Source organism: Candidatus Poriferisodalis sp. (assembly GCF_965214215.1).
Taxonomy (GTDB): Bacteria; Actinomycetota; Acidimicrobiia; order Acidimicrobiales; family Poriferisodalaceae; genus Poriferisodalis.
Genome location: NZ_CBDCBD010000003.1, coordinates 1,271,402 through 1,298,273, shown reverse-complemented (window position 1 = coordinate 1,298,273; position 26,872 = coordinate 1,271,402). Strand labels below are relative to the sequence as shown.

Genomic DNA, 26,872 nt, shown 5'->3' with positions numbered 1-26,872 from the left:
ACCTAGCCGTCGCGACGGGGTGTCGTCATGGCTGCTGAAGTGTGATCAGACTGTGCTATGGGACGGCGACGCACTCGCTCGGGAGTGGCAGCCGCGAAGCTGCGTGTACGTCAGTGCGGGATCTTGCTGGGCGTCTTGGTTGCGCTGGTCGCCGTGCTGTCGCCGGCGAGCGCCATGGCGGCCTCAGACGCCGCAGCGTCAGGCACGGCAACTGCAGATTCGTCAGCTTCGGACACGGCGGATTCAGATTCGGACGACACTCCCCGCGTTCGACTTGCGAGACCCACGTGGGACACCGGATGGTTCCAGGCCGAGGTGTACCGGATCCTGCTCCAGCAGCTGGGCTACCAGGTGGACGACCCGGTCACCATGGGCAACGCCGAGTTCTACGATGCGGTCGCAGCCGGCGAAGTCGACATGTGGGCCAGCGGCTGGTTCCCCCTGCACGACACCTACCTGTCCCCCGACTCCCCGGTGGAGGCCGTCGGCACCGCCGTCGACGCCGGTGCACTGCAGGGCTACTTCGTGGACCTGCGCACCGCCGAGACGCACGGCATCACAGGCCTGGGCGATCTCGCCGATCCTTCCGTCGCGGAGCTGTTCGACCATGACGGCGACGGCCGGGCTGATCTGGTGGGATGCGACGTGGGCTGGTCGTGCGCGGCGGTCATCGACCACCATCTCGACGCGTACGGACTGACGGACACCGTCGAACATACCCAAGGCGACTATTCGCCCCTCATCGCCGGGACCATCGATCGCTGGCGCGCCGGCGAACCAGTGCTGTTCTACACATGGACGCCCAACTGGACGGTCGGGGTCATGGCACCGGGCGTCGACGCAGCGTGGCTCGAGACCCCGTTTGCATCGCTCCCCGCCGACCAGTCCGCCGCCCTCGCCCGCACTGCCGTGTCCGGGATTCGGGGATGCGCGAACGACCCGTGCCAGACGGGCTGGCCGCCGAACGACATCCGGGCCGTTGCGAACACGGATTTCCTCGACGCAAACCCGGCGGTGCGAACGCTGCTCGAGCAGGTGGCCATCCCGCTCGCAGACATCTCCGCGCAGAACGTTCGCATGATCCGAGAAGGAGGCGACCCTGCCGACATTCGCCGACACGCCGCCGAATGGGTGCAGGCGAACCAGGCAATCGTCGCCAAGTGGATCAACACCGCCGATCCCTCTGCGGTCGCGTTCGCACCCCTCGGCGAGGACACAGCGCCGAGTGGCGTGCTGCGCGTGACGGCGCGCGTGCTGGCACCGTTCGTCATCTACCACGAGGGTGCCTACAGCGGCTTCGAGGTCGAGATCGTCCGGCTCGTTGCGGCTCGCATGGGCATGACCGCCGAGATCCATTCGGTGGACACCGTCGCCAAGCAGATCGACGACATCAAACGCGACATCGCCGATGTCGGACTCGGCGGCGCAGCGATCACCGAGTCGCGCGAACAGACCATCGACTTCTCGATGCCGGTGCTCGACTCAGGCCTCACCATCTTGACGACCGCCGAGGGGTCTCGCGGTCTCGGGCAGAGAATCGTCGCGTTTTTCGGGGCAATCGCTCAGTCAGACTTGCCGTGGCTGCTCGGCGTCTTCGCCGCGGCGGTGCTGATCGCGGCACACCTGATCTGGCTGCTCGAGCGCCGCCACAATTCTGATTTCGCCGTTCCGTACCGCAGAGGAATCTGGGATTCCTTCTATTGGTCGGTGGTGACCATGAGCACCGTCGGATACGGCGACAAGGTTGCGCGCGGCACACGGGGGCGGGTGTTCGCCTTGCTGTGGATCTCGCTGGGAACCCTGATTTTCGCGAGCTTCACCGCTGCCATCGCCTCATCGCTCGCCGTCAGTGAGCTGCGATCGGAAATCTCGGGTCCCCATGATCTCGCCGGCAAGCGCGTCGCCACGGTCGCCAGCTCGGCCGGCGAGACCTACCTCCCGTCGATCGGGGTCGGCCCCGTCGTCGTGGAAGACGTCGACGACGCCTATCGGCTGCTGGACGAGGGCGGCGTCGATGCCATCGTGTTCGACGCTCCCGTTCTGCGTTATCACGCCGCGCATGAAGGAACCGGCGATGTGGTGACAGCCGGTCCGGATTTTCAGCGTGTCCGCTACGCGCTCATGGTCGACGACGCAGACTCACAGCTGCGCGAACAGCTCAACCTGGCACTGCTCGATCTTGTCGAGTCCGGAATTTACGGCCGGCTCCACGACGGCTGGTTCGGCGCGGACGACTCCTGAGAGTGGACGAGCCACAGGCCAAGATAGGGGACCTATTGGACGCTGCCGTCGGGAACGCTGCGCCGCGGACCTCGAAGGTGCACGTGGCCTCAGGCTTCGGGGCTGTCGGTTCCGGTGTAGAAGGCGAGGGTGCGCGCCGCGGCGGCTCGTCGGGGACAGCGAACGCCGAGCTGCCCCAAGATATTCAGCAGGAGTGAACTTCATGCCGCGATTGTCTCAGCCCCCGCGAACGCCCCGCGCGACCAGAGTTCGACGGCGGCGGCCGACGAGGTCAGATTCCGACCAGATCATCGAGATCCCGGCCGTCCAACACGTTATATATTGTCATTTATGAATCAGTTGACAATACATAGATTGTTAATCTATACACACTTTGCTATATATGTGTTGTGGCAAGACTAGTTCCAAGTCTGGGACCGCGAGGACAATCATGAAGAGCCAACGAGCCGTTGCCCGCAGCCGTCTCGACGCGCGCCTGTCTCGCATGCCCGATCTGGCGCGACCGCACAAGGGCTGGATCCGGGCGCTGCGCGACGCCCTCGGCATGTCGAGCGCCGACTTGGCGCGCCGCATGGGAATCAGCCAGCAGCGAGTGCCCGCGATCGAGCGCGGCGAGCAGGACATGACCATCAAGCTCGCCACGCTGATGCGCGCGGCCAACGCACTGGACTGCGAGCTCGTCTATGCGCTGGTGCCCCGCGCCAGCCTCGACGCCATGGTCAAGGACCAAGCGAGAAGGCAAGCATCCGAGCGGGTGCGCCGCGTCACCCAGCACTCCCGACTGGAGGACCAGCAGCCCACAGACGCAGACCTCGCCGAGCAGATCGAAGAACTCGCCGCCGAGCTCGCCGAACGGCGCGGACTGTGGAGCACCGCTCCGAGCCGATGAGCGACTGGCGCTTCCCCCAACACGACGGGCACACCCCGTTGTCCGAGGAAGATCGCCGGGGCCTACTGCTCAGCCACATCGCGACCCGAGACGACCTCAACGACGCCGAACAGCGCAACATCGCCAAAGCGCTCGGTCGTCGCCCACCGACGGCCGAGCGACTCCTCGACGACATGTACTTGCGCGGCCTGCACAAGTCGATGTTCGGCGAAGTATGGGAATGGGCAGACAGGTACCGACAACGCGTCACCAACATCGGCGTCGCCCCGAACCAAATCGCCGCGGACCTGCGAATGCTCACAGACGATGCCAAGGAATGGGTCAGCAGCGAGTACTTCGAACCCGACGAACTTGCGGCGCGCTTCCATCACCGGCTGGTCACCATCCACCCCTTCGCCGACGGCAACGGCCGACACAGCCGCATCAGCGCCGACTACCTCGCTCAGGCGCTCGGACGTCCGCCCTTCACATGGGGCGCCCACCTTGACCTGGCCACCGACGCCCTCAGGCACACGTACCTGACTGCGCTGCGCACCGCCGACCGCGGAGACATCTCCCCGCTGCTCAGCTTCGCCCGGAGCTGAAGGGCACCGCTGAGTTCTGGCATGCAGCGCGTTCCATTAGGAATCACCAGCAGCCAGTACCAGATGAGTGCCTGCAGCGCCCCTGCGGAGTACGGCACAAGCAGCCACCATCGCGCCAGCGAGAGATGACCGGTGACGAGGGACACGAAGATGCCTCCGACGACGAGTGCCGCGGGAGTTTGCTTGGCGGTCCGCGAAATGCGTTCCTGAGACGTCGCATCCCCTCGGTACGGTCGCGGCAGCACTCGAATTCGGCACTGGACATGACCGCTGACCTGATCACCGACATTGCGACCCGCACCGAGATCGGTCCCCGCGACCGACAGGAGGACCGCGTCCGCGCTGTCGAGAACGATGACGGATCGTGGGTGATCGCTGTGGCTGACGGGCTCGGCGGGCACCCGTTCGGCGACGAAGCCGCGCAGGCGGCCGTCGACGCGCTGCCACCAGATCGACGCGCCTCCGCCGCCGACGCGGCGGACACGCTGATGGACACCGCCCGGTTCGCCGGACTCCAAGACGACATCACGATCGCAGTCGCACGCACCACTCCCGATGCCTCGACGGAATCCGGCGGAATCAGTCGGTCACTCCATCCGCACCGACCAGCGTCGTCGCTGTGACGCGTACCAGAATCTCGTCGGCGCCGCTGTTGCGAATCCCGAACGCATCGGCCCGATCGTCGCCGACGTAGCGACGGCACGTCTCGGTCGCCCAGTGCCGCAACGCGGCGGCATCTTGTTCGTAGGTGGTGATGCTCGCCGTGCCGTCCACACGTGCGAAGGCGTACGGCTTCTCCATGAGGTCGACGCAGATCGACACCCGCGGGTCGCGCCGCAACATCTTCGCCTTGCCGCTGTCCTTGCCGGTCATGAACATGAAGTCGCCGGTCGCTGGATCGACGTCGAACCAGATCGGGGTGACGGTGGGGCTGCCGTCCTTGCGCACCAGCGCGAGCTTGCCAGTGCGGGAACCAGTGGTCATGAACTCGACCACTTCGTCTGGCGACATCGGGTGCATCAGGCCTCCTGGGGGCTGAGGTTGTAGCTGGCGACCGTGCAGCTGACGGCGAAGATCGGGATCGGCTCACAGTAATGAACGGTGCCTTGGGCTCCACCTGACGCCGCGCTCACCGCCATGAAGGTGCGGATCTCGAACCCGCCGAGGCCATCGTCGCCTCCATCGTCACCCGCGTCAGGGTCCGTCGGGGTCGACGATCGCCATGATCGCGGGCGAGGGAACCGACCATCCCCGCGCCAGCGTGCCGTACGCCGTACGTTTCGGCGCCCCACCGGCCGGAGGGGGCTCGGCTGCGGCAAGTTGCTCCGCCTGGCCGGCACGGATTCGGAGATCGGTCGCTTCGGGGTCGAGTATCGAGTGCAGCTCGGCGTCGAGGTCTGCAGCGATGTCGGGTTCGGCGTCGACGCGGTCGTCGAGTTCGTGCGGATCGGCGACGAGGTCGAAGAGTTGTGGTCGGGTGTCGGCGGCCATGTGGGCGACGTACTTCCACCGGTCGCGCCGAACCATGTACGACGCGGCCGTCGAACTGGGGCCGTGGTATTCGGAGAAGGCGATTCGATCCGGAGCGACGTCTCGCAGCGACGCGCCGGGCAGTTCGGCGTCGGCATCGATCGCGGGAAGCCCCATCACGTCGACGGCCGTGGGGTAGACATCGACGAGAGAGACCGCGGCGCCTTCGACCACATCGCGACCCACGCCGGGGCCAACGATGAGCATCGGCACTCGGGCCGAGGCGTCGTACATGAGGCTCTTCATCGCGAAGCCGTGACCGCCGAGCATGTCGCCGTGGTCTGAGGTGTAGATCACGACGGTGTCGTCGGCCGCACCCGACCCGTCGAGCGCGGCCAACACCTCGCCGACCTGGCGGTCAACGAACTGCACCATCGCCGTGTAGACCCACCGCAACTGACGCAGCTCGTCTTCGGTGAACGGCTCGGCGTCGATGCCCATCATGTGGCGGTGCTCGTCGAGCTCCGGATTGTGCGGCCAGTCCTCGGGGCGCCAGGCCGGCGGCAAGGGCACGTCGACGTCGTCGGCCGGCAATGAGTCGGCTGGCGCCCGGAATGGGTAGTGCGGGTAGGCGAACGACACATGCGCGAACCACGGCGTGCCCGAGGGTGCCTCGGTGGTCAACCAGCGGCAGGCGGCCTGCGTGGTGTGGCGGTCGTAGAGCTCGTATTCGGACACGCCCACACCCGCATCGCGGACGTGGTCCGACATGATCGGGCTGGGTGGGGCGTTCCCGCGCGCCCAGCCGAGGCGAGCACCCAGGTAGCCGCGCTTCGCCTGCAGGGGCAGGTAGGCATCGAATCCCGAGTCGGTTTCGTCGTCGAAGTGGAGCTTGCCGAACGTGACGGCGGGTCGAGCATTGGCGCGGAGCCGATGGCCGAGGCTCTCGGCCTGTTCACGCTGGTACGGCGCGCCGTTGTCGTATGCGCCGATCGCCGAGCTGTACTGCCCAGTCGCCAGCGACGCCCGAGCCGGCATGCAGATCGGACTGTTGGTGTACGCGGCGCTGAACGTGGTGCCGGCCTCGGCGAGGGCGTCGAGGTTGGGCGTGCGGGCCAGCGGATCGCCCGCGTAGCCGGTGACGAACGGATTGTGCTGATCACTCGTGATCAGCAGCACATTCGGCACTGCGACTCAGCCCTGTAGCTGCTGTTCGAGCTTGTGCAACCACTCATAACAGCTCATGACCTGCCGGACCGAGCTGTTGGGTTCCCGGCCCTCGCGAATCGCCGCGATGAACTCGCGGTCCTGGAGCTCGATGCCGTTCATCGAGACATCGACGTTCGAGACGTCGATCGGTTCCTCTCGGCCATCGACCAGGTCGTCGTAGCGGGCGATGTAGGTGCCGGTGTCGCCGATGTAGCGGAAGAACGTGCCGAGCGGACCGTCGTTGTTGAACGAGAGCGAGAGCGTGAGGATCGCGCCGCTTGCGGTCTTCATCTGGATCGACATGTCCATCGCGATGCCGAGGTCGCGATGGTGCGGACCTTCGAGCACGTTGGCCGCGACGATCGGTTCGCCGGCCTGATATTCGAACAGGTCGACGGTGTGCGCAGCGTGGTGCCAGAGCAGGTGGTCGGTCCAGGTCCGCGGTTCACCCAGCGCGTTGGTGTTGGTGCGCCGGAAGAAGTATGTCTGCACATCCATCTGCTGGATGTTGAACTCGCCCGCCGTGATCTTGTTGTGAACCCACTGATGCGACGGGTTGAACCGTCGGGTGTGGCCGACCATCGCAACCAGGCCCGCCTGCTCCTGGTTGGCCAACACGGCCTGCGCATCGGCGAGTGAGTCGGCCAACGGGATCTCAACCTCGACGTGCTTGCCCGCGTCGATGCACTGGATCGCCTGAGCGGCGTGCATCGGCGTCGGGGTGGCGAGGATCACGGCGTCGACGTCATCGATCGCCAGCGCCTCAGCCAGATCGGTTCCGTGATGGGGGATTCGATACTCGGCAGCGACCGCCGCTGCGTCGGCGACAGGATCGACCACCGAGACGACTTCGACGTCATCGATGTTCTTGAGCCCGTCAAGGTGCTTGCGGCCGAATGCCCCGGCGCCCGCAAGTGCGATCTTCATGGCTTTGATCTTCGCACCTTGCCCCCCGGAATGTCGACAATCTTGTTGACATTTGCCAAGATTGGCCGATGACCCGCGGGATGCCCTGCATGATCATGCGCGGCGGCTCGTCGAAAGGCGCCTACTTCCGCCGCCCGGAGTAACCATGGCCACACTGAACCCACCCCACGACTTTCCCCTCGATCGAACGGTCCCTGGCCCGCGACCCGAGGCGAGCTCTCCCACCGCCTTCACCGCACCGCCGCGGGCATGCGATGCGCACTGTCACGTGTTCGGCCCCGCCGAGCGGTTCCCCTTCTCGCCCGCCCGCACCTACACGCCGCCAGACTCGGGGGTCGACGACTTCTTCCGAGTTCAAGACCGCCTTGGGCTGAGCCGGGCCGTGTTCGTGCAAGCGAGCTGCCACGGCTCGGACAACTCGGCGATGGTCGATGCGATCCAGCGGGGTGAAGGCCGCTTCGCTGGCGTGGCGATGATCGACCAGAGCTTCACCGACGCCGACCTCGACGAGCTCCACGCCAACCAGGTCCGGGGCATCCGCTTCAACTTCGTCGCCCATCTCGGCGGCGCACCAGACCTCGATGTCTTCTGGGAACTGGTCCACCGGGTCGCGAAGCGCCACTGGCACATCGTGCTGCACTTCGACGCGAAGGACTTCGGCGAGTACGCCGCCGTCCTCGACGCCATGCCGGTCCCCTACGTCATCGACCACATGGCACGCGTGCCCGCCACCGACGGCGTGGAGCAGGCGCCGTTCCAGCGCCTGCTCGAACGCATCACGAGCGACGAGCGGTGCTGGGTGAAGATCAGCTGCGCCGAGCGACTCACCGACGGCAAGGTCTCACCGTTCGACGACGTGGTGCCGTTTGCGCGAGCGCTGATCGAGGCTGCACCCGACCGCGTGCTGTGGGGCACCGACTGGCCCCACCCGAACCTCGAGGCCATGCCGGACGAAGGCGAGCTGCTCGACCTCGTCGCCGCGTACGCCCCCGACGAAGCCGTACGCAACCGAATCCTCGTCAACAATCCTCAGGACCTCTATACCTTCTCCTGAAGATGAGCAACGCCGACACCATCACCGACGCCCTTCGTCACGACATCCTCAAAGGCCGCTTCGAACCCGGCGACCGGCTGCTCGAGGTGTCGTTGGCCGAGCAGTACTCGGTCGGCCGCGCCGCGATCCGCTCCGCATTGGTCGAGCTGACGTCGGAGGGCCTGGTCGAGCGCGAGGCCAACCGCGGGGCAACGGTCCGGCGCATCTCGATCCGCGAGGCGATCCAGATCACCGAAGCCCGCTCGGTCCTCGAGTCGCTGATCGCTGCCCAAGCCGCGCGCCACGCAACCGCGGCCGACCACGCCGACCTGCAGCAGATCATCGCCGACATGGAAGCGGCCACGAACGACGCCCAAGGCCACGCCTACTCCGAACTCAACGCGGTCCTGCACCGCCGGCTCCGCGAGATGAGCGGCCACGAGGTCGCTTCGCAGCTCGTGGCCAACCTACGAGACCGCGCCGCTCACCACCAGTATCGGCTCGCCCTGATGCCAGGGCGGCCAAGCGAATCGCTCGGTCAGCATCGAGCCATCGTCCAAGCAATCGTCGCCCGCGACGAGGACGCCGCGGCGCAAGCGATGCACGACCACCTCTCCTCGGTGATCGAGGTGCTGTCGCGCTGGAACGACGCCCAGGACTAGCCCGTCGAGAGGGTCACTCGGGCGGCAATTCCAGCTACAGGCCGGCGTCGAGCGGGGCGCGCTCGATCGAGGTGACGACGACGTGGCGGTTGCCGTGAGCGTTGGTCATGTCAGGCTCTGAGTCGGGGGTAGACGCGACGGATGTTCGCGTCGTAGATGGCTGAACGGTCGGCGTCGTCAATGGCGGCCGAGTCGACATAGATCTTGGTGTCGTCGTAGTAGTTGCCGGTGTCGGGATCGATGCCCCGCACCGCCCCGACCATCTCCGAGGCGAAGAGCACGTTCGACCGAGGCACGACGTCGACCAGCAGGTCGATGCCGGGCTGGTGGTAGACGCACGTGTCGAACCAGATGTGGTCTATCAGGCCGTCGAAATCCCATCCTTGATCCTGGGCCATGCCCCTGAAACGACCCCAGTGGTATGGGACGGCACCGCCGCCGTGCGGAATCACCCAGCGCAGCCCGGGGAAGTCCCTCATGAACCCCGACGTGAGGGCCTGCACGAACGCGGTGGTGTCGGCGCCGAGGTAGTGCGACCCGGTAGTCCAGAAGTTGTCGTTGCACGACGTGGAGACGTGGATCATCCCCGGCACATCGAGCTCCTGCATCGCCTCCCAGAGCGGCCACCAGTAACGATCCCACAGCGGCGGCCCGTTCCAGTGACCACCCGACGGGTCAGGGTTCACATTGCAGCCGATGAAGCCCATTTCTTCGACGCAGCGGTGGAGCTCGTTCACCGACGAGTCGATCGCCACGCCAGGCGACTGAGGCAGCTGGCAGACGGGTGCGAAGTTCTCGGGGTACAGGTCGCAGCACCGACGGATGAGCTCGTTCTGGTGTTCGGTCCACAAGCGCGACGTGTGCTCGTTGCCGACGTGATGACCCATCCAGCTGGCACGAGGCGAGAAGATCGTGAGGTCGGTGCCGCGTTCGCGCTGGAACTTCAGCTGGGCCCCCTCGAGCGACTCGCGGATGGCGTCGTCACTGACGTCGATCACACCCTTCTCACCGACGTGAAGCGGGTCGGCTTCGACGGCGGCTTTCTGGGCGTCGCGCCACTCGCCCACCGGCGGCGGCGTTGTGGTGTAGTGGCCGTGGCAATCGATGATCACGAGATTCCCTCGATTGTCAACAATCGAGGGAGCAGTTTGCCATACTCGCACCAAGGTCCACAGAGGAGGTTCGACAGATGGCGATCGAGAAGCCGTATCTCGACATTCCCGGCACGACCGTGTTCGATGCCGACCAGGCCCGACTCGGCTACCACCTCAACCAGATGGCCCGGTCGCTCATGCACGCCGAGAACCGCGATCGATTCATGGCCGACGAGCGGGCCTACCTCGACGGGTGGGATATGACCGAAGACCAGAAGCAGGCGGTCCTCGATCGCGACTTCAACCGCATCCTCGAGCTCGGCGGCAACATCTACTTCGTGGCCAAGATCGGAGCGACCGAAGGCAAGAGCTATGTCGAGATCGTGTCGTCGATGACCGACAAGGACGCGGCCGGCCACGCCGAGCTGATGGTCAACGGCGGTCGCAGCATCGAAGGCAACCGCTACCTCCACGAGTGGGAGGACCGAGCATGAGCGCTCGCATCACCGCCGGACTGTTCATGTCGCACGTGCCGGCCATCGGCGCGGCGGTCGACAAAGGCCTCACCGAAGAGCCCTACTGGCAGCCCCTCTTCGAAGGTCTGAAGACCTCGCGTCAGTGGATCGCCGACAACCCGGCCGACGTCGTGATCCTCGTCTACAACGACCACGGCAACGCCTTCTCGATGGAAATGATCCCGACGTTCGCGCTGGGCATGGCCGCCTCGTACCAGCCCACCGACGAAGGCTGGGGACCACGCCCGGTCCCGATCGTCGAAGGTCATCCGGAACTCTCGGCACATATCGCACAATCGGTGATCCCGGCCGGCTTCGACCTCACGCTCGTGAACGAGATGACCGTCGATCACGGCCTCACCGTGCCCCTCTCCATGATGTACGACCAGCCCGCCGCCTGGCCGACCAAGGTCGTGCCCCTGGCCATCAACGTCATCCAGCACCCCGCCCCGACGGGCCGCCGTTGCCTCGAACTCGGCAAAGCGATCCGGGCCGCGGTCGAGACCTTCGACGACGACCTCAACGTCCAGATCTGGGGCACCGGCGGCATGAGTCACCAGCTACAGGGCGCCCGCGCGGGCCTGATCAACCCCGAATGGGACCACGCCTTCCTCGAGCGCATGATCAACGACCCCGAAGGCATGGCCGACGTCCCCAACGTCGACTACCTGCGCGAGGCGGGCTCCGAAGGCGTCGAGCTCGTCATGTGGCTCACCGCTCGCGGCGCGCTCGCCGACCTCAACGGCGGCCCGGCGCCCACCGAGGCGCATCGCCTGTACCACGTGCCTGCCAGCAACACCGCCGTGGGGCATCTCATCATCGAAAACGCTTGACCGGAATACCGGTGTCGAGATCGTTCTCGTCATCGCGATCCTGGGAAGGGTCGCTGATCACCTTCACGGACAGCATGCCAGCGTCACCGGACGGGCCGGCGGCTCGACGTTCAAGCGTCGTCGAAGCCGACTCGGGCGGCGTTGAGCCGGTCGGCGACAAGGATGAATACCAGCTTCGGTGCCATGTCAAAGCTCCCCGTGCACCACGAGGCCGTCGACCATGGTGAGCGACACGGCCGTATCGGCGAACGTGTGCGGGTCGTCGGTCGAAAGCCGGGCGTCGACGACGCACAGGTCGGCGACCTTCCGCACCTCGATCGTGCCCTTCCACGACTCGGCGGCGTCCTGCCAAGCGCCGGCCTCGGTGTAGGACCGCAGCGTCTCGTCGACCGTGAGCCGCTGCTCGGCGCCGTACACCTCGCCGTCGGGCGTCTCGCGCAGCACGGCGCTGGCAACGCCGTGGCGCCAGTTCGGGGCGCAGATCGGTGCGTCAGACGAGGAAGCCACGAGCGCTCCACTGTCGACCATCGATCGCAGTGGCCATTGCCACTCGCTTAGCTCGCGCCCGAACAGTGCCTCGATCGCGCGCGTGGAGGTCGACTTGAGCGACGGCTGCACGTTGAAGCCGACGCCGAGGGCACCCGCCCGCTGGACGACTTCCGGCCGCGCCATCGGCCCGTGGATGATGTAGTGCCGAGGATCGGCTCGAGGCACCGCCGCGAGCGCGGCCGCGAAACCGTGGATGACAGCGTCGGCGGTGCGGTCGCCGGTGGCATGAACGCCGACCTGCAGCCCCCGGTCGTGCCCTTCTCGGATCAGGAGATGGAGCTCTTCGATGCGGTCGTCGTCGGTGTCTCCGCCGACGGTGAGACACCCGTGGCTGCCATCGGGGTACGGCGCCGACATCCATGCGGTGCAACTCGGGGGGACGCCATCGGCGAAGATCTTCAGACCGCGAACCGCGAACCAGCGCTCGTCGGTCTCGGGCCGCTGCCAGGCCGCGAGGCCCTCCCGGGTCGGGTCGATGAGCGAGCTCCCCACCGGGCTGAATGTGAGCAGCGCGTTCGTTCGCATCGGCACGTCGTGACGGCCACAGATGCGCTGGAGCAGTTCGTAGACCGCGGCACTGCCGAGGGGATTGTCATAGCCCGACTGGGGGCTGAGCGCGGCGTCAGTGATCGACGTGACGCCGTTGCGATGCAGCTCCGCCATCGCGGCCCGCACCGCGGCTTCGAGTTCGGCAGGCGTTGGCGGCGGGATGTGGTGATCGATCAGCTGGCGAGCACCGTCGACGAACAAGCCGGTGAAGTCACCGGCCCCGTCGCGTCGGGCGAGGCCACCGGTCGGCACGACCGACTGCCGGGTGATGCCTGCCGCGGCCATCGCCGCCGAGTTGACCCAGACTGCATGGCCGCTGAAGTCGGTAAGCGCGACCGGGTTGACCGGGGACACCTCATCGAGCAACGCGGCCGACGGCTCAGCTGCGGGAAGATCCAATAGCGCATGACCCGACCATCCGTGGCCGCGGATCCAAGCGCCCGGTTCGACCTCCTCGACACGATCAGCGATCGCGTCACGGACCGAACGCACCGTCGGGCGTGCCGCGGGCGAGACGTCAATCGACAGGGGCGGGAGGCTCCGGCCGTACATCCCGACATGGAGATGCCCGTCGTTGATCCCCGGCACCAGCGTGCGGCCATCGAGGTCGACAACATGGGTGTTGGGGCCAACTGCGGCGAGCACGGCGTCGCCACCGACACCGGTAATCGTGTTGCCCGTGACGGTGACGACGTCGACCGGTGCACCGTCTGGCGCGCCTGCACCCAGTACGAGCCCGTTGTGGAAAACGACATCGGCAGGCTGCGGAACGCCCATTTGGCGGAGATTAGGTTCCGGGCATGGACATCGCAGGGAAGAACGTCGTCATCACCGGTGGAGCATCGGGGATCGGCCAGGGGATGTGCGAACGGTTTGCGTCGATGGGCGCGAACGTGGTGGTGAGCGACGTCAACGCCGACGGCGCCGCCGAGGTGGCCGCGGCGATCGGTGGCACGGCCATCGCCTGCGATGTGGCCGACCCCGCATCGGTCGAGGCCTTGATTGCCGGCGCCATCAAGGCGATGGGGCACATCGACATGTTCTTCGCCAACGCCGGTATCGGCGCCGGCGGAGGCATCGACACCGACGACGAGAAGTGGGATCTATCGATCAGCATCAACGCCATGGGCCCTGCGTACGCAGCCCGGGCCGTGGTTCCCCACCTCGCAGAGCGGAACGGTGCGTTCGTCATCACTGCGTCCGTGGCCGGACTCGTCACCGGCCCGGTCAGCTTCAACTACGCGGTGAGCAAGCACGCGGCCGTCGGCGTTGCGGAATGGCTGGCGATCAACCACGGTCACGAGATCCACGTCGCTGCCATCTGCCCGACGGTGGTCGACACCCCGATGATCGCCGAGTTCGGCGGGGCGCTCATGGAGCCGTTGTCGGTCGACCACGTCGTCGACGCTGTTGTCGCGGGCATCTCAGCCGAGACGTTCCTCATCCTGCCGGGCGAGGGCGGCGACCAGATGTTGAAGGCGAAGCTCAACGACTACGACGGCTTCCTCGCCACCCTCAACCAGCGGGTCACCGGAGGCGCCGGCTGAGTCAGCCTTGACGACATGAGCACCAACCGACGCGACCCCCGTGTCGGGCCGACCACGTTGGAAGTCGCCTTCGCCCGACCGCCACCGGCCTGACAGCGGTGGCGATCATCGACCCGAGATACCCAGACAGGCGAGTCCGGGATGGTCGGCGTCGATCGGAACGGCGCGGAAGACCCGGCCCGCGCCACCCGGGCGCAGGTCCATGACGGTCTCACCCTCAGGGGTGACCTCGCGCAGTTGCTTGTTGAAACCGAGCGCGGTGACGGTGTTGCCGTTGGGCAAGCGCGCCGCGCCCGACATGAAAGGCGAGAACCAGCCGTTCGAGCCGTCCGCGTTGTAGGACCACACGATCTCGGCGGCATTGAGCGGATCGTCGAGATCCCACGTCCATACCCCCTCGTCATCGACAGGCATCGACAGCTCGAGGATCTCAGAGTGCCCGTCGCCGAACTGGAGGCGCTTCGGATGAGGCGCAGGAAGGTCACCGGCCGAACGTGCGCCGTTGTTGAAGACCAGCACGTTGCCCGCGCCGGGGCGGCCGGGCGGAATCCAACCGATGTCGTGTTGCCAGTCGAAGGTCCTCACCGGTCCGCCCTTGTGCGCCTGCTGGTTGCCGCAGCGGTACAACAGATCGCCGGCTGGGCCCGCAGCTTCCTCGGTGGTGGTGGCGTGGTCGATGATCCAAAGCTCGCCGTGCATTGCCGAGCTCAGCAGGATCTGGTCACGCGCTGGGTCGTAGCTGACCGAGTTGACGTGCATGACCTGGCCCATGTTGAACCGGTAGTTCTCGTACCGCGTGTAGTTCAGATCGATCTTGCGACAACCGGGCCCGATCTCGCCGTAGAAGGGCTTGTCGGGGTCGGCGTCTTGCACGAGATGGTCGATCGAGTGCCATTCCCAGACCACCCGCGTTTCGCCGGTCTCGAGATTCGGTTCAAGTTCGAGGATCGACTCCGTCCACCAGCGGGTGAGGTCGGGTGGCCGCAGGAGGACCTCACGACCCTGTTCGATCCATCCGAGGTCGACCGCCTCGTCGAAGGTGCGGCCGTCGTACATGGTGACGAGGATGTTGCCGTTGGGCATCGGATCGAACGAGTGATGCAGGACCCGCCGACCGGGTTCGAACAGCTCCCACTGCCACACGACCGTGCCGTCGGGCTCCTCGATCGAGACGATGCCGTGGGCGCCGACCGGGAACGCGAGCGTTTCGAGCCAGATGCCCGGGCAACTCGTGCGGATCAGCAGGCCGTCGTCGCGCAGCCGGGCGCTCACCGTCTCGGACGCATGATTGCGAGCCGGCCACCAGTGCACCCGCTCACCCTGGGAGTCGAGGAGGTAGAGGTCGCGAGCGACCCACACGTCCATCGCGTTGGCGTGCTCCTGGACGAGGTGAAACGAGGGATCTTGCCGAGGGTCGGTGCCCGGCAGGACCTCACCGGTGTCTTCGAGCACGTACGACCGCAGCGTGTCTTGGTTCGCCAGGAAGTGGGCTGGGCCATCGAACCAGTTCTGGCGGACCGCATTGCCCCCCATGCCGTTGTCGGCGGGGGTCAGGTGACCCTTGCCGAGCCGGTCGAGCCGCCGCAGCCGGGCGGGCGCGTCGGTGATGTCGGCCGCGGCGATGACGCCGTCACCGTCGAGATCGAGGATGCGGTAGATCGCGCTCGTGCGACCACCCCCGGGGTAGCGGAACGGGCCACCACATTCGTCTTCGGAGAGTTGGCCGTCGCCATCGAGGTCGAGAGCGAGCAGCGACTCGGTAGCCCGGTCGATCTCGTCGGCGGAGATGATGCCGTCGCCATCGAGGTCGAGGGCCCGGAAGAGCGTGCCCACGCGGTGAGCCTGGTTGGCCTGAACCGCTTTGGCCTCGTCGTCGGTGAGGCCATGGGAGTAAGTGGTCATAGGGCCTCCAGAGCGCGGCGGGCGAGGATCGCCGCGCCGAGCGCCGTCGCTTCGGTTTCGGGCGCGACAGTGATCGGGCGACCGCCGATCGCTTGCTTGCGTTCGATCAGCCGGTGGTTCCGGGACCCGCCACCGGTGGCGATGTGGCGAACGTCGGCGGCTCCAGCGGCGTCGAGCAGTTCGGCGATCCTCGCTTCGCCGTCGACGGCCACCGACTCGATGACCGCGTCGGCCTCAGGCGTGGCAAGGAACGCATCCCAATCGAGCCCCGAGTCTTCGCGGGCTTGATCGATGCGGCCGCCGCCCGGCGCCAAGCCGGTCATGGCGTAGGTGCGCCCCGGTTCGACGTGGGCGCCTTGGCCGATGCCCGCCGCCGCCAGACGATCGGTGTCGTCAACGCCGTCGGTGACCAGGAAAAACGCCTCGGCCGTGCCGATCGAGTCGAGCAACATGCCCGGCTCGGTCACGTCGAGCGCTAGGGCGGCACAGACGTGATCTTGCCCACCGGCCCCGACCGGAAGGCCGACCGGAAGGCCGGTCGATTCAGCCGCCTCGGTGGTCACCGTCCCGACGCGCTGCCCGCTCTCGATCAGCGGCGCCAGCATCGTGGGATCGAGGCCTGCAGCACCGATCAGCTCGTCGGACCAAGTCCGCGCCGCCAGGTCGAAGAGCATCGTTCTTGACGCGAGCGAATGGTCGGTGGCCATCACGCCGCTCAAGCGAAGCGTGGCCCAATCGGCCATGTTCAGCCAGTGCTGGCCCGCAGCCCACGCAGCAGGGAGGTGCGCCTTCGTCCACAGCATCTTGGCGGCGGCGAACATCGGCCGGGGCTGGACTGCTGCGATCGCTTGGGTGCGCTCCGCCCCCACGTGCTCGCGCCACCAGGCGGCTTGCGGCTCGGTGCGTGCATCGAACCACGCGATGACCGGGGCAACCGACTGGCCCGCGCTATCGACGAGCACGCCCGACTCGCCCATCGAGGCCACCGCGATCGCGGCCGCGACGTGGCCGGAGGCCGTGAGCTGCTGCGTGACCCCCTGCAGGACAGAACACGCAGCAGCCCACAGTTCTTCGGCGCGGTACTCGGCGCCGCCGGTGGGCACGTGGTTGGTCGGCGTCGGCACCGTGGTGAGTGCGAGCTGCCGATCGTGTTCATCGAACGCGACCGCTTTGATCCCCGTGGTTCCGAGATCGAGTCCGATGAAAGCGTCGGCCATTTACAAACCCGGCGCGAGGGTGACCTTGATGGAGTCGGACCCGCGGGCGGTCAGTTCCAGCGCTGTGTCGATCTCGGAGAACGGCAGGCGGTGGGAGATGATGCGTTCCAGCGGCAACGCCCCAGCGGCGATCATCTCGATCGCTCGGGGGTAGGTGTACGGCCCGAGATGGGCACCGAGAACGTCGAGTTCCTTGCGGTCGCCAATGATCGACCACTCGGTGGTGACCTTCTCCTTGAAGACACCGAAGACCACGAACGTGCCGAGCTTGCGGAGCATCCGGAGCCCTTGGTCGACGGCGGATGGATGGCCTGACGCTTCGAGGAAGACGTCGCACCCGTACCCCTCGGTGAGGCCGCGAACCTCGTCGATGATGTCGACCTCGCCAGGGTTGATCGTGAGATCGGCGCCGCACGCCCTCGCCAGCTCGAGCCGGCCGGGGTGCAGGTCACTGGCGATCAACAACCCGGGATTCGCCTGTCTTGCCGCGGCGACCATCCCGAGCCCGATCGGCCCGCAGCCGGCGACCACCACCGTGTCGCCTTCGGTGATGTTGCCGCGATCGACGGCGTGGATCGCACACGCGAGCGGCTCGATGAACACGGCGTGGTCGATCGAGACGGTGTCGGGCACCTTGTGGTTGATGGCGTTGGCCGGGAACACCATGTAGTCGGCCATCGCTCCTTGGGCGTGCTGGCGAAACCCGTAGATCTCGGTGTTCTGACACATCCAGTACTGCCCCCGATTGCAGAACCGGCAATCCCAACACGGCGTGATCTGCTCGCTGACCGCGACATCCCCGAGCGCCAACCCGTGCTTGTTGGCGGCACCTTCTCCGAGGCCCACAACGGTGCCGACGAACTCGTGACCGGGAACAACAGGTGGTTGAACGAAGCCAGGCATGCCGTCGCCGGGCCAGTAACCGAACGCCCCCTTCCAGCAGGCGACGTCGCTGGCGCACAGTCCGGCCGAATGGACAGCCAACAGGACCTCACCCGGGCCGGCCGTCGGCACCGGCTTGTGGTCGTGGCGATAGTCGTGCGGACCATGACAGATCACGCACTCCATCGAGCCCGGCAGATGGTCGAGCTGTTCCACGTCAGCTTCCCAGCAGCTCGGGGGTCTCGATCATGAGATCGTCCTCGAGCGACCGGGACGGCGTGATGCCGGCCGCGGTGAGGCGTCCGTGGTACTCGCGAGTGGCGTCTTCGGGCGAGAGTTCGTCGTCGGCGACTCGGCGGAGAAGCTCGCAAAACAAGATCGGCGAGTCGGCGACCTTGATGCGACGGCCGAACAGCGCCACCCGTCCCCCGGATCGCTTCACGTCGCGCACAAGCGTGAAGGAGTCGTTGGCCGTGCTGGGCGGACCCCCGAGCACGCCGACGACGACGTCGATCCCCCTCACGAGGTCTTCGAGCGCGTGGGGACCGTTGTAGGCGACCTTCAGGAACTCGGGCCGGCTCGCTCGCGGAACGCCCGCAAGCATGCGTGCGATGCAGTCGTTCACATAGTCGCCGACCGGCCCGTCGATGCCCGGGTCCGCGACATTGGGGTTGAAGACCTCGACGAAGTGCCGGAACCCCTCCTGCGCAGCCTCAGCCCGGAAGTCGCGGTAACGAAGGAGCGACCGTTCGTCGGCCTCGAGATCGTTGTTGAACGTGATCGACCACAGCCCGAGCGGCACGTCGACCGCCTGGTCCGGCACGGGATGGAGCGTGCCGTACATGGCTTCGCGCACCGTCGTGGTAGCGAAGGGACGGGATGGCTGCGTGCTGTACGACCCGCCTCGCACCATCCAGATGTCGGTGGTGTCGTTGGCCCGGATCGCCGGCGTTACCGGCGACTCGCGGAACAGGCCGCGATCGCGGGCGAGGTGGTCCATCGTCGAAACCGATGCGAGCAGGATGTCGGTGTGCCCGGCTTCGGTGATGGCGGCCATCTCGTCTCGCCAGACCGCCGGGTCGATCCCCTGCCCGATGGTCGGGCGCAGGCCGCCGCCCATGTCGGGGTCAGCGGCGTAGCAGATGATGAAGTCGCCTCCATCGGGCCGTGCGGCGAGCGCATCGAGCTTGGCGTCCAGCGTCTTCACAGACTTCGTTCTAGCCGATCATCACGGTCGTTACTAGTGTGCGAGAGACGGAGGAGAGGGGTCGACGATGCGATTCGAGGGCAAATCAGCGCTGATCACCGGCGGCACGATGGGAATCGGTCTCGAAGCGGCGCTCCGGCTCGCCTCCGAAGGCGCATCGGTTGTCATCACCGGACGACGGGCCTCAGCGGGCGTGGCCGCGGTGGCCGAGATCGAGGCAGCGGGCGGCACGGCATGCTTCGTCCAGGGCGACGTCGCCATCGCCGCTGACGTCGAGCGCATGGTGGCCCAAACGCTCGACGCCTTCGGCCGGCTCGACGTCGCCGTCAACAACGCGGGCATCGGCGGGCAGAAGACCCGAGCCCACGAGATGGACGAGACGTACTTTCGCGAGGTGATCGACATCGACCTCACGGGCGTCTGGCTCTCGATGAAGTACGAGATTCCGCCGATGCTCGCGCAGGGCGGCGGCAGCATCATCAACATCTCGTCGATCGCGGGGATCAAGGGCGGCGAGGTGGCCGGCAGTGCGTACCACGCCGCCAAGCACGGCGTCGTCGGTCTGACCAAGGTCGCGGCGGTCGAGTACGCCGCCGACCAGATCCGCGTCAACTGCCTGTGCCCTGGCTTGGTCGAGACCCCGCTCGCGGCGAAGTCGTTCGCCGATCCGGTCCTGCGGGCTGAGGTCAAGGCCAAGGTTCCGATGGGCCGGTTGGGTATGCCTGCCGACATCGCATCCGCGATTGCCTACCTCGCGTCCGACGAGGCCGCCTGGGTCACGGGAATCGCAACCCCCATCGACGGCGGGATGATGCTATGAGCGACGCATCCGAGCGCCTCGCTGCGCCGCGGGTTCCGCTCCTCGCTCCTCACGAGTTCAACGAAGAACAGCGCTCGCTCACCACCGACGAGCAACGACACGTCAACCTCTTCCAGCTCGTCGCCCAACACCCGGAGGCCCATCGGCGGCTCAAGGCGACCGGGTCCTTCGCCAACTTCGAAACGCAGCTCCCGGTCCGCGATCGCGAGCTGATGATTCTGCGAATGGCGTGGCTCTATCAGTCGGAGTTCGAATGGAGCCAGCACGCGCAGCCCGCCCTCGATGCGGGTCTGACCGGCGACGACCTCGCCCGGGTGAAGGTCGGCGCCGAGGCCGGCGGCTGGGACGACTGGGATCGCACGGTTCTCCGCACGGTCGAAGGGCTCGTGTCGGACTGCATGATCCCGACGCCGGTGTGGGACGCACTTGCCGAGCGCTACTCGACCGAGATGATGCTCGAACTCGTCATCTTCTTCGGGCACTACACCTTGGTCACGACGCTCGCCAACGTCTTCGGGCTCGGCGTCAACCCAGGCAAGCCCGGGTTCGACGCATGAGCGACCGCCCGAGTTTCGTGCTCTTCATGACCGACCAGCAGCGGGCCGACTGGCTCGGTTGTGCCGGCCACCCTGTCCTCGAGACGCCGAACATCGATGCCATCGCGGCGAGCGGCACCCGGTTCGTCAACGGCTTCGTCGCGCACCCGATCTGCATGCCGAACCGGGCGTCGCTGCTCACGTGCCGGATGCCGAGCGTCAATGGTGTTCGCCACAACGGCCTGTCGCTGCCGCTCGACAGCAACACGTTCGTCGACTGCCTCCGCCGGGCCGGGTACGCCACGGGACTCATCGGCAAGGGGCATCAGCAGCCATTCAGCGACATGAGCGCGCGGATGCAGCGGGGCGAGTGGGACACCGACCCCCACACCGAGGCCCGACTCGTACCACCCGGAACGGTGTACCGGGACGAGAACGCCGACCGCTGGGCTGCCGACCCCGACCACGACATCGAGCCCCCCTACTACGGCTTCGACCACTTCGACCATGTGTCGCGCCACGGCGATGGATCCGGCGGCGGTCATGAGCGCTGGCTGCGCGAGCACCTCGGCGAATACGAACGGCTCATCGGCCCCGAGAACCAGTTGCCCCACGACTTCGTCCGACCCGACGCGATCCGGACCGCACTTCCCGAAGAGGCCTACTCGACAGCTTGGATCCGCGACCGGGCCATTGACTTCATCGAGGCGCGCACCGAGAGCGACCGACCGTTCTTCTTGATGGTGTCGTTCCCCGATCCGCACCACCCGTTCACACCACCGGGCAAGTACTGGGACATGTACTCACCCGACGACATGTCGCTGCCCGCGAGCTTCGTTGGCATGGAGGGCGGCACCCCGCTCTACGAGATGTTCCGCAACCGCCGACCTGAGCCTGGAGCGTTCCGCGGCGCGCTCGAACGTGTCGACGAACGCGAGGCGACCGAAGCGATGGCGCTGACCGCCGGAATGTTGGCGATGGTCGACGACGCCATCGGCGTGATCCGTGGCGCGATCGGGGCGTCGGCCCAGGCCGACAAGACGGTGCAGATCTACACCAGCGATCACGGCGACATGATGGGCGACCATGGATTGATGCTGAAAGGGCCGGTCAACCTCGACGGCATTCTCAAGGTCCCATTCCTGTGGAGCGACCCCCAGCGCCCCTCGGTTGCAACGTCTGACGCGCTGGTCTCAACCATCGACATCGGCGCCACCGTCCTCGCCCGCGCGGGGGCGAGGGGCTTCAACGGCATCCAGGGCATCGACCTCACCGACGCGCTGGCGACCGGTTCGCCAGTCCGCGACCAGCTTGTGGTCGAACACGATGGCCACGTGCCGATCCCGATCACGGGCGACCAGTGGCCGCCGCGGATCCGCACGCTCGTCACGCCCGAATGGAAGATGTCGGTGTACCTCGATCAGGACTGGGGCGAGCTCTTCAACCGCGACGACGACCCGCAGGAGATGCGCAATCTCTGGGACGATCCATCGGCCCGCGACGTCCGCGCCGAACTGACGTGGCTGCTGAGCCACGAGCTCATCCGCACCGTCGACCGGAGCCCGCTCCCGATCGTGCTGGGCTGAGCGCCAGCGTCAGGCTTTGGTCCAGCCGACGCTGGAGGGGTGGCCCTTGCGTTGCTCGTGGGCTTCGCCGACGTGCTTGCCGACCTTCCAGCCGACGCTGCTGAGGTTTTCGGTGGCCCAGTCGACGGATTCCTGGTCGGTGACGGTGGCGATCGTGTCGTTCCATCGGTTGAGCCAGCCGGCGAGGCAGGCCGACGCCACGATCTCGATGATCTGCTCGTTCGAGTAGTGCTCCCGCACAGCGTCGAAGTGTTCGGGCCGAGCCGCGTTCGGCAGCTGCGCCGCGGCGCGCACCAGGTCGAGCGCGGCTCGCTCCGCATCGGTGAACAGGTCGGACGTTTCGTATTCCCAGATCGCCTGGATGCGCTCGGTCTCGACGCCCATGCGGTTGAGCGAGAAGGCGCCGTGGGACTGACAGTGGGTGCAGCCGCTCGACACGCTCGCCATGGTGAACAGCATCGACTTGAACTCGCGTGGAATCGTCCGCTCGCTGTTGACGAGATTGACGAGTTCGTTGACCTTCTCGCGAAGCTCAGGCCAATGAGCAAGCTCGAACTCTTGACGGTCGTGATAGTCGCTCATCTCGGTTATCAGCCCTTCAGGTGTTCGGGAATGGTCACGCCCAGCTCGTCGCCGATGTCGAAGTAGCGCTTGTTGACCGGCACGCCCACCGCATCGACCACTCGGTTGGTGCCCTCGAAGCCGGCGCAGACCGCGGCGGCACGGGTGACCGCTCCGGGACCGGCAGCGTCAAACAGCTCTTGGCGGGCGATCGGCAGCTCATCGAAATCGGTGAGGACGATGGCATCGACGAACGCGATGAGCTCGCGGCCAGCGGGCAGGAGCGGGTCGAGCATCGAGTTGGTGATGGCGACGACATTGACCGGCTGGTTCTGGTGCTTGGCGCTCTCACGGAGCATCCATGTGTGACCGAACAGTCAAAAGAAGCACTCATTGAGCCACGACGTTCGTGACGCCACCAGCTCCATCTGCATGCGGGTGAGCTCGCGGCCCGGCTCGACGTCGTACTGGTGCACGACCTTGTCGGAAAGGTAGAACGGCTTGCCGAGATCGGCCTTGTGCTTCGATTCGTTCGGGAGCGCTGACAGCGCGGTGGGCGCGAGCGCTATCCCGACCGTTGGCACCCAGGCGTTAACCTTGGTGGCACCCTCGCCGATGACCGGGACGGGGTCGCCGGGGGTCGGCGGAGGCAGCGTCTCGAGTTCGGCACCGATACCGATGCGGTACGAGTCGATGGTGGTGATCAGGGAGACGACCGCGACCAGCTCGACATAGCTCAGAATGTCGTGGCCGTCGGCTTCCCAGGCCGCGATGTGCTCGGGGCGGGTAGTGATGGCCTCGACAGAGATCCGGCGCGCGGCCTCGGCGACCGCCGCGGGGAGCTCCGGTGCGGCCGACGCAAGGCCTCGGGCAACGCGGGCGTGGGCCGCGATCGCGAGCCGCTCGGCGCCGGTGAAGAACGAGCCGGGCGCGGCCAGCGCATCGAGCGAGCTCCGGACGGCGTCTTCGGCCGCCAGGTCGACCTCTGCGAGTGAAGAAACGGTGGATGTACTCATGGGTGCAAGACTCCCTTGCCGTCGGGCGGATTGTCAACACTCTTGCGCGCAAAGACCATGTCTCGGCCGAGAATGTGCGGCGACGAAACTCGGCGGTCCCGGCCGTATCTGCCGAGCGTTGCCCTACGCGCTCGACGACCCGGCACTCCAGCGGTTGGGCTGACCTCAATCACGGGCGTCGGAGGTCTCGAGAATTCGTTCTCCCGTGACCGGGTGCGGTCCGATCACGGTCATCATCCCGCCGTCGAAGGTGTCGCCCGAGACGGTTCCCTTGAAGCGGATCTTGAAGTCGGTCATCACCGTCTTGTGGGTGACGATGAAGACCACGTCGTCGCCGTCGTAGGTCGCCTCGACCCCGAGCAAGCCTTCGGGACTCTGGTACACACCGGTGCCATCCGCCGCGAGGGCGACCACCGGAGTCTCTTCCCCTCGGGCCGTCTGCAAGCGGAGCTTCCAGCCTCCCACTGCGGCAGGTGTGGCTCCCATGGTCCTCCTGACCAAATTCCTAACGTTCGTTACAGTATCGGTCTCGACGAGGGGATGCCAGTGAAGCCGAACATCGTGATCGCATTCGCGGACGACTGGGGTCGCTACGCCAGCGCGTACCGCGGGATCGACGGCACCAGCCCCTGGAACGACCTGATCGAGACACCGAACTTCGACGCGATCGCCGCCGAAGGCGCGCTCTTCACCAACGCGCTCGTTCCGGCTCCGACCTGCACGCCGTGCCGGAGCTCGATGCTCGCCGGCCGCTACTTCTGGCAGACCGGTCTCGGTGCCATCCTCATGGGCTCGTACTGGGACGACGACATCCCCACCTTCCCGCTCGAACTCGAAGCTCGCGGCGGCTACGAGATCGGTCACACCTACAAGGTGTGGAGCCCCGGGCAGACCCGCAATGCCCCGATGGGCGGCGTGCGCACGGCCTACAACCAGGCCGGGCTCGACTTCAACCAGTTCACCCACTTCGTGACCCGACTCGGGGAGCAGTACGGCATCGAGACGGCCAAGGAGCTGCTCTACGCCGAAACGCGCGACAACATCCGGTCGTTCATGCTCACGCGGCGAACCGATCGGCCGTTCTGCTACTGGTGGGGCCCGGCCAACACGCATCGGTCGTGGGAGCGCGGCTCGGGCAAGGCCCTGTGGGATATCGATCCCGACGACCTCGAGGGCCGGATGCCGGGCTTCATGCCCGATGTCCATGAGGTTCGCGAAGACGTCGCCGACTACCTGGGCGAATGCCTCGCCTTCGACCGTGGTCTTGGCATCTTGGTCGAGGAACTGACCAAGGCGGGCGAGTACGACAACACGATCATGGTGGTGTCGGGCGATCACGGCATCCCGGGCATCCCCCGATCGAAGAACAACCTGTACGACATCGGCTGCGAGGTCGCGTTGGCGGTGCGGTGGCCAGGCGTGGTCGAGCCCGGCCGCGTCGTCGACGATTTCGTGAACCTCATGGACTTCGGCCCCACCCTGTGCGAGGCGGGCGGCATCGAACCGCCGGCCGACATGAGCGCCACCAGCCTCATGCCCGTGCTGCGGTCGACCGCCAGTGGCCAGGTCGACCCCGAACGCGACTTCGTCGTCACCGGCCGCGAGCGCCACGTTGCCCAGGCGAGAGCCGGCTTCCTCCCCTACCCCCAGCGGGCGCTGCGCGAGAAGGACTTCATCTACATCATCAACTTCGAGCCCGATCGGTGGCCGATGGGCGATCCGATCAACCTGGGGCCAGAGGAGGAGCCGCCGTCGTACCAGGCGTTGTGCAACAACCCTCTCGTCACACTGATGGACTGGGACAACGGCCCGACCAAGGCGTGGATGGTGCTCAAACGCGAGGATCTCGACATCGAGCCGTTGTACGACCTCGCCGCGGGCAAGCGCCCCCGCGAAGAGCTGTACGACCTGCGCACCGACCCCGACTACCTGCACAACATCGCCGCCGATCCGGCCTACGAGGACGTACGGGCCCGCATGGAAGCCCGGCTGCTCGCGATCCTCGAGGAGCACGACGATCCCCGCCTCACCGAGGACCCGTGCCGCTACGAACTCGAGCCCTACGCCGGGCCCCCCGACACCGAGTGGTTCGCGTACATGTGGTTCGCCAAGTAGACAGGCGCCGTTGATCACCAGGGGCTGCTGAGGTCCTCGTTCACCAGGTTGGTGATGCGTCGTAGGCACCCGGCCGAATCAGTCAGGTAGAGGTCGCGGCCCGCGGCTCCGCCGAAGCAAAGGTTCGACGGATTGACCTCGGTCGGGATGTCGAGCACGTGGGTGTGGTCGGGAGCGAATACTGCGACACGTGGGCCCCGTCCGCCCTTCGGCCAACCGCAAGCGGCCAGCAACGAGCCATCGGGTGCGAGCGTCATGCCGTCGACGCCGCGATCGTCGCCGAAGTCGAACAGCACCTCGTAGTCACCGAGGGTGCCGTCGTCGCCGATCGGGTACGCGCGGAGTTCGCGGCACGACTCCGGTGGCGGCATGTGGGTTTGGGCCACGTAGAGCGTGCGTTCGTCGTGGCTCAACAACACGCCGTTGGGACGGGTCGTGTCGAACGTCGCCCGCTCGACCAGGTAGCCGTCGCCGTCGGGAACGGCGATCAGCACGGACTCGTGATCGAGCTCCATCACGGACTTGTCGGGCTGGTAACGCGGGTCGCTGAACCAGATCCGCCCATCGGCCCCGATCGTGAGATCGTTCGGGGCGTTGAGGCGCGCGCCCTCGAATCGGTCAGCGACGACCGTGCGCGAACCATCCGCCTCGTAGCGCTCGACGCGACGTCCACCGTCGACACAGCCGTACAACCGTCCGTCGGCGTCGAGCGCGAGGCCGACCGCCTTCTCGGTGCCGTCGATGAGCACCACCGTTTCACCGGTGCGAGGGTCGAAGGTCAGTATCCGGCTCGTCGGCACGTCGGTGAAGATCACCCGCTCGCCATCCCACACCGGGCCCTCGGTGAATGAGAACGGGCCGGCAACCGTTTCCCACTCCCACGACGACTCGAGCAACGAGTGCACCGTCACGATGAGAGGCTGAGCCG

At 66.6% G+C, this 26,872-nt stretch carries 27 protein-coding genes; 13 read left to right on the top strand and 14 right to left on the bottom strand.

What is annotated here, in order from left to right; all coding sequences use genetic code 11:
* Positions 1-57 precede the first annotated feature (57 nt).
* The 4 genes from proX to ACOOF5_RS08265 all read left to right on the top strand — a co-directional run bounded on the left by proX (position 58) and on the right by ACOOF5_RS08265 (position 4,337).
* A complete protein-coding gene (gene proX, locus ACOOF5_RS08280; protein WP_420438045.1) occupies positions 58-2,241 on the top strand; it encodes a glycine betaine/L-proline ABC transporter substrate-binding protein ProX in 2,184 nt (727 codons plus the stop codon).
* A gap of 430 nt (positions 2,242-2,671) precedes the next feature.
* Positions 2,672-3,130: a mobile mystery protein A gene (locus ACOOF5_RS08275; RefSeq protein WP_420438043.1), complete on the top strand. Its 459-nt coding sequence runs from the start codon at positions 2,672-2,674 to the stop codon at positions 3,128-3,130.
* Positions 3,127-3,714 carry a mobile mystery protein B gene (locus ACOOF5_RS08270; protein ID WP_420438041.1) on the top strand — a complete coding sequence of 196 codons (588 nt, stop codon included), beginning with the start codon at positions 3,127-3,129 and terminating at the stop codon, positions 3,712-3,714. Before ACOOF5_RS08275 ends, ACOOF5_RS08270 begins: the two co-directional genes overlap by 4 nt.
* Before the next feature lie 263 nt (positions 3,715-3,977).
* Positions 3,978-4,337 carry a protein phosphatase 2C domain-containing protein gene (locus tag ACOOF5_RS08265; RefSeq protein WP_420438039.1) on the top strand — a complete coding sequence of 120 codons (360 nt, stop codon included), beginning with the start codon at positions 3,978-3,980 and terminating at the stop codon, positions 4,335-4,337.
* On the opposite strand, the gene ACOOF5_RS08260 is transcribed toward ACOOF5_RS08265, so the two are convergent.
* The 3 genes from ACOOF5_RS08260 to ACOOF5_RS08250 form a co-directional block, all read right to left on the bottom strand.
* Positions 4,294-4,725: a PPOX class F420-dependent oxidoreductase gene (locus ACOOF5_RS08260; RefSeq protein WP_420438037.1), complete on the bottom strand. Its 432-nt coding sequence runs from the start codon at positions 4,723-4,725 to the stop codon at positions 4,294-4,296. The two genes, ACOOF5_RS08265 and ACOOF5_RS08260, sit on opposite strands and share 44 nt — an antisense overlap.
* A gap of 183 nt (positions 4,726-4,908) precedes the next feature.
* Positions 4,909-6,372: a sulfatase-like hydrolase/transferase gene (locus tag ACOOF5_RS08255; RefSeq protein ID WP_420438035.1), complete on the bottom strand. Its 1,464-nt coding sequence runs from the start codon at positions 6,370-6,372 to the stop codon at positions 4,909-4,911.
* Between the two features lie 6 nt (positions 6,373-6,378).
* On the bottom strand, positions 6,379-7,320 hold the full coding sequence (locus ACOOF5_RS08250; protein ID WP_420438033.1) for a Gfo/Idh/MocA family oxidoreductase: 942 nt from the start codon (positions 7,318-7,320) through the stop codon (positions 6,379-6,381).
* A 145-nt stretch (positions 7,321-7,465) separates the two neighbouring features.
* On the opposite strand from ACOOF5_RS08250, the gene ACOOF5_RS08245 reads away from it, so the two are divergent.
* Together ACOOF5_RS08245 and ACOOF5_RS08240 are read left to right on the top strand one after the other, a co-directional pair.
* On the top strand, positions 7,466-8,374 hold the full coding sequence (locus ACOOF5_RS08245) for an amidohydrolase family protein (protein ID WP_420438031.1): 909 nt from the start codon (positions 7,466-7,468) through the stop codon (positions 8,372-8,374).
* A gap of 2 nt (positions 8,375-8,376) precedes the next feature.
* The gene (locus ACOOF5_RS08240) at positions 8,377-9,015 is read left to right on the top strand and encodes a GntR family transcriptional regulator (protein WP_420438029.1); all 639 of its coding nucleotides are present in this window, start codon (positions 8,377-8,379) and stop codon (positions 9,013-9,015) included.
* A gap of 110 nt (positions 9,016-9,125) precedes the next feature.
* Here ACOOF5_RS08240 and ACOOF5_RS08235 read toward each other — a convergent pair whose 3' ends face one another.
* Positions 9,126-10,127 (bottom strand): amidohydrolase family protein, encoded by a 1,002-nt coding sequence (locus ACOOF5_RS08235; protein WP_420438027.1) that lies wholly within the window; start codon positions 10,125-10,127, stop codon positions 9,126-9,128.
* Between the two features lie 77 nt (positions 10,128-10,204).
* Here ACOOF5_RS08235 and ligA point away from each other — a divergent pair, with 77 nt between their 5' ends.
* Positions 10,205-10,603, top strand: a complete 399-nt coding sequence (ligA, locus tag ACOOF5_RS08230; RefSeq protein WP_420438025.1) for a protocatechuate 4,5-dioxygenase subunit alpha — start codon at positions 10,205-10,207, stop codon at positions 10,601-10,603.
* Complete coding sequence (locus ACOOF5_RS08225; protein WP_420438023.1) at positions 10,600-11,457, top strand: class III extradiol dioxygenase subunit beta; 858 nt, start codon at positions 10,600-10,602, stop codon at positions 11,455-11,457. The genes ligA and ACOOF5_RS08225 overlap by 4 nt, the downstream gene beginning before the upstream one ends.
* A gap of 186 nt (positions 11,458-11,643) precedes the next feature.
* Here the strand turns inward: ACOOF5_RS08225 and ACOOF5_RS08220 are convergent, their stop codons facing one another.
* A complete protein-coding gene (locus ACOOF5_RS08220; RefSeq protein ID WP_420438021.1) occupies positions 11,644-13,332 on the bottom strand; it encodes an amidohydrolase in 1,689 nt (562 codons plus the stop codon).
* A gap of 23 nt (positions 13,333-13,355) precedes the next feature.
* Between ACOOF5_RS08220 and ACOOF5_RS08215 the strand changes: the two genes are divergently transcribed.
* Complete coding sequence (locus ACOOF5_RS08215) at positions 13,356-14,102, top strand: SDR family NAD(P)-dependent oxidoreductase (protein ID WP_420438019.1); 747 nt, start codon at positions 13,356-13,358, stop codon at positions 14,100-14,102.
* Positions 14,103-14,207: 105 nt separating this feature from the next.
* Here the strand turns inward: ACOOF5_RS08215 and ACOOF5_RS08210 are convergent, their stop codons facing one another.
* From ACOOF5_RS08210 to ACOOF5_RS08195, 4 genes are read right to left on the bottom strand one after another with little or no spacing between them, the layout of a single operon-like run.
* Entirely contained in the window at positions 14,208-16,004 is a 1,797-nt protein-coding gene (locus ACOOF5_RS08210) for an aryl-sulfate sulfotransferase (RefSeq protein WP_420438017.1), read from the bottom strand.
* Positions 16,001-17,221: an FGGY-family carbohydrate kinase gene (locus tag ACOOF5_RS08205; protein WP_420438016.1), complete on the bottom strand. Its 1,221-nt coding sequence runs from the start codon at positions 17,219-17,221 to the stop codon at positions 16,001-16,003. Before ACOOF5_RS08205 ends, ACOOF5_RS08210 begins: the two co-directional genes overlap by 4 nt.
* Entirely contained in the window at positions 17,222-18,319 is a 1,098-nt protein-coding gene (locus tag ACOOF5_RS08200) for a zinc-binding dehydrogenase (RefSeq protein ID WP_420438015.1), read from the bottom strand.
* 1 nt (position 18,320) lies between these two features.
* Positions 18,321-19,310: a hypothetical protein gene (locus tag ACOOF5_RS08195; protein WP_420438014.1), complete on the bottom strand. Its 990-nt coding sequence runs from the start codon at positions 19,308-19,310 to the stop codon at positions 18,321-18,323.
* 67 nt (positions 19,311-19,377) lie between these two features.
* On the opposite strand from ACOOF5_RS08195, the gene ACOOF5_RS08190 reads away from it, so the two are divergent.
* The 3 genes from ACOOF5_RS08190 to ACOOF5_RS08180 are packed head-to-tail and all read left to right on the top strand — an operon-like array spanning position 19,378 to position 22,252.
* Entirely contained in the window at positions 19,378-20,130 is a 753-nt protein-coding gene (locus tag ACOOF5_RS08190; protein WP_420438013.1) for an SDR family NAD(P)-dependent oxidoreductase, read from the top strand.
* The gene (locus ACOOF5_RS08185; protein WP_420438012.1) at positions 20,127-20,687 is read left to right on the top strand and encodes a carboxymuconolactone decarboxylase family protein; all 561 of its coding nucleotides are present in this window, start codon (positions 20,127-20,129) and stop codon (positions 20,685-20,687) included. The genes ACOOF5_RS08190 and ACOOF5_RS08185 overlap by 4 nt, the downstream gene beginning before the upstream one ends.
* On the top strand, positions 20,684-22,252 hold the full coding sequence (locus ACOOF5_RS08180) for a sulfatase (protein ID WP_420438011.1): 1,569 nt from the start codon (positions 20,684-20,686) through the stop codon (positions 22,250-22,252). The genes ACOOF5_RS08185 and ACOOF5_RS08180 overlap by 4 nt, the downstream gene beginning before the upstream one ends.
* Before the next feature lie 9 nt (positions 22,253-22,261).
* On the opposite strand, the gene ACOOF5_RS08175 is transcribed toward ACOOF5_RS08180, so the two are convergent.
* The 4 genes from ACOOF5_RS08175 to ACOOF5_RS08160 form a co-directional block, all read right to left on the bottom strand.
* Complete coding sequence (locus ACOOF5_RS08175; RefSeq protein ID WP_420438010.1) at positions 22,262-22,834, bottom strand: carboxymuconolactone decarboxylase family protein; 573 nt, start codon at positions 22,832-22,834, stop codon at positions 22,262-22,264.
* A gap of 8 nt (positions 22,835-22,842) precedes the next feature.
* Positions 22,843-23,172 carry a hypothetical protein gene (locus ACOOF5_RS08170; RefSeq protein ID WP_419837667.1) on the bottom strand — a complete coding sequence of 110 codons (330 nt, stop codon included), beginning with the start codon at positions 23,170-23,172 and terminating at the stop codon, positions 22,843-22,845.
* Between the two features lie 18 nt (positions 23,173-23,190).
* Entirely contained in the window at positions 23,191-23,829 is a 639-nt protein-coding gene (locus tag ACOOF5_RS08165; protein ID WP_420438009.1) for a hypothetical protein, read from the bottom strand.
* Between the two features lie 165 nt (positions 23,830-23,994).
* On the bottom strand, positions 23,995-24,315 hold the full coding sequence (locus tag ACOOF5_RS08160) for a hypothetical protein (protein ID WP_420438008.1): 321 nt from the start codon (positions 24,313-24,315) through the stop codon (positions 23,995-23,997).
* Positions 24,316-24,375: 60 nt separating this feature from the next.
* On the opposite strand from ACOOF5_RS08160, the gene ACOOF5_RS08155 reads away from it, so the two are divergent.
* Positions 24,376-25,944: a sulfatase gene (locus ACOOF5_RS08155; protein ID WP_420438007.1), complete on the top strand. Its 1,569-nt coding sequence runs from the start codon at positions 24,376-24,378 to the stop codon at positions 25,942-25,944.
* 14 nt (positions 25,945-25,958) lie between these two features.
* Here the strand turns inward: ACOOF5_RS08155 and ACOOF5_RS08150 are convergent, their stop codons facing one another.
* Positions 25,959-26,855: an SMP-30/gluconolactonase/LRE family protein gene (locus tag ACOOF5_RS08150; RefSeq protein WP_420438006.1), complete on the bottom strand. Its 897-nt coding sequence runs from the start codon at positions 26,853-26,855 to the stop codon at positions 25,959-25,961.
* Positions 26,856-26,872 lie beyond the last annotated feature (17 nt).